The sequence below is a fragment of the Nocardia farcinica genome, from assembly GCF_029867845.1.
Taxonomy (GTDB): domain Bacteria; phylum Actinomycetota; class Actinomycetes; order Mycobacteriales; family Mycobacteriaceae; genus Nocardia; species Nocardia farcinica_A.
Genome location: NZ_JARWRU010000812.1, coordinates 1 through 2,405, shown reverse-complemented (window position 1 = coordinate 2,405; position 2,405 = coordinate 1). Strand labels below are relative to the sequence as shown.

The window sequence follows — 2,405 nt, the reverse complement described above, 5'->3', positions numbered from 1 at the left end:
GATGGAATTCGACCCGGTCCGGGCCGCCAGGGCGGCCGCAGCGCTCGACGCTCTCGCCGCGCGCCTGGAACAGGACCTGACGGTGCACGGTCCCGCGCTTTCGGTGCCCGCGCCCGGTATGGACGAAGTCTCCGCGCGGGTCGCGCAGACCCTGTCGACGGTGGGCGCCGACTACCGGGCGGCCGCCGACGCCGGCGTGCTCGAGATGCGGAAACTGGCCGCGACGTTGCGTTCCCAGTCCTCGGACATGGTGCGTATGGACGCGGGCAACGCCACCGAACTCGGCATGCCGGGCTGAGCCGGGAGCGATTGGCCATGATCGAACCACCGGTCATCGGGTTCACCGGTGTCATCTGGCAGGCCAGGGACACCGAGCGGCTGGCCCGCGAGCTGACCACCGGCCACGGCGTGGCGCCGATGGCCGAGTCCGGCGCCGCGTGGGGCGCGCTCGCCGCGAGTCTCGGGGCGGCCGTGGTCGAGTACGACCAGATCATCGGCACCATCAGGGAGTCGTGGCGATCCGACGGCACCGACGAGGTGTTGCAGCGGATCTCGCTGTTGCGCGTGGGGCTCGCCGTGGCGGCGAGCGCCGCCGGGGAGAACGCCACGCGCGTGGCGGGCCAGGTCGTCGCCTACGAAGTCGCCCAGCGCGCGATGCCGCACGTCGCCGATCTCGCCGCGCTCGAGGAGATGGGGCGCGGCATCGAGCAGGCGGGCGCGGCCCTTGGCTCGCCGCTGGTGGCGGCCTCCGCCCAACTCGACGAGCAGCGTGATCTGGTCAAGGCGAACGCGGCCAGGGTGATGCAGACCTACGAGGCGGCCTCCACCGCGCTCGCCGAGCCGTGGGAGTCGCGCGAGCCGCCCGTCATCGCCTCTCCCGCGGCGCTGGAAGCCGAGCAGGCGTCCACCCCGGCGAGCCGGGTCCCGGGTGGCGCCGCGGCGGTCGCGGCCCCCGGCATCGCGGCCTTCGCGGGGCGGACCGCCGCCGCGCCACGGCCCACCGCGTACCAGGCCCGCACGGTGGCGCAGAGCACGCCCGTGCCGGTGGAGACCCGGCCGGTGCCGGCGACCACGACCGGCGCCGACCAGGCGAGCCGGGTGCCCGGCGCGCCGCTGGGCATGGCGCCCGCCGCCGCGGCGGCCGAGGAAACGCGCACGGCGCGGGCCGCCCCGAGTGGCAGGCCGGGGGAGGGCTCGCCGATCGAGGCCGGGATCGAGGCGGCGCCCGCTGTCCTCGGCGCTCCCGAGCCCCGCGGCGGACGGGCGGAGGCCGCTCCGTGACCACCGTGACCAACGACGGCATGCTCGTGCTGGCCGACCTGCTCGGCGTGCAGACCCTGCCCGGTGTGCTCGGCCTCGGCCCGCGTCAGGATCGCGCCGAGGACTGGCTCGCGGCACGGGAGCTGGCCGAGACCGAACTGCGGCAGGCGGGCCTGGTCGACGACTACGACGACGTGCGCCGCGAACTCGCCGAGGCCGTGCAGATCCTCGCCAGGCCGGAACGGGAACTGGTGGCCCGCAGCCGGGACGCCACCGGCGAGCGCCGGATGAGCCTGGCGCGCGAGGGAACACGGCATGCCGTCGCGACCAGGGCGGGTGAACAACTGCGGGTGCGCACCGTCTGGGCCGACGACACCGGCGCCGCGCTGGCCCGCCCGCTGCTCGACATGCTCGGGCCGTGCCCGGCGGCGGAGATCACGGCCTTCAGCGCACCCGCAGAGGACCTGCGTCCCCGGCTGGACGCGGCGACCGACGCCGCCGCCTTCGCCCAGGTGGCGCGCACCTACGGTGTCGACGACGACGAGGCGATGAACTTCGGCCTCGCGATGGCCGGTTGCCTGGTGCGCACCGAGGTCGTCGCCTACGTCCACGCCGATGGGATCGCCACTCGATCCTCCGGTGCCGTGGCGATCTACGACACCGGCCGGGGCCGGATCGTCGCGAGTCCCGGCACGTCAGCAGACCTGGCGGTCTGGTCCACCTTCACACCGGGTTCCGACCACCGCGTCGCCGAGGCGATCGCGGCTCTGGCCGACACACTGCCCGGGGGAAGGTGGATGCCCTAGTTCGACATGCCGGAGGACCAAGCGCTCGCCTGCGGATCCGTCGCAGCGCGAACGCAGCACAGCAAGCGACACCAGAGTGAGAGGGTGAACAATGGCCGGTCAGACCAGTTATAACGCCAGCGAGGCGGCCGCGGTCATCAACGAGTTCCTGGAGGCCATCAACGGCATCCAGTCCACCATCAGCAAGGTCCAGGAGTCCTTCGACGCCGCGCGCTCCGGCTGGGAGGGCGAGGCCGCGGTCGCGGGCCAGAAGGCCTCGACCGAGTGGCAGGAGGAGACCGACCGGATCAACAAGAAGATCGACGAGGTCAAGGAGATCGTCTTCGAGGGCAACAAGAC

General features: G+C 73.6%; 4 protein-coding genes. All 4 read left to right on the top strand.

Features of this window, described 5'->3' with window-relative positions:
- Nucleotides 1-298 (top strand): PE family protein (locus QH283_RS17710; RefSeq protein ID WP_280504100.1); only part of this gene is annotated, 298 nt, incomplete at its 5' end.
- A 17-nt stretch (nt 299-315) separates the two neighbouring features.
- Nucleotides 316-1,281 carry a PPE domain-containing protein gene (locus QH283_RS17705; RefSeq protein WP_280504099.1) on the top strand — a complete coding sequence of 322 codons (966 nt, stop codon included), beginning with the start codon at nt 316-318 and terminating at the stop codon, nt 1,279-1,281.
- Nucleotides 1,278-2,066 carry an ESX secretion-associated protein EspG gene (locus QH283_RS17700; RefSeq protein WP_280504098.1) on the top strand — a complete coding sequence of 263 codons (789 nt, stop codon included), beginning with the start codon at nt 1,278-1,280 and terminating at the stop codon, nt 2,064-2,066. Before QH283_RS17705 ends, QH283_RS17700 begins: the two co-directional genes overlap by 4 nt.
- A 91-nt stretch (nt 2,067-2,157) precedes the next feature.
- Nucleotides 2,158-2,405: WXG100 family type VII secretion target (locus tag QH283_RS17695; RefSeq protein ID WP_280504097.1), on the top strand; the 248-nt coding region annotated here is incomplete at its 3' end.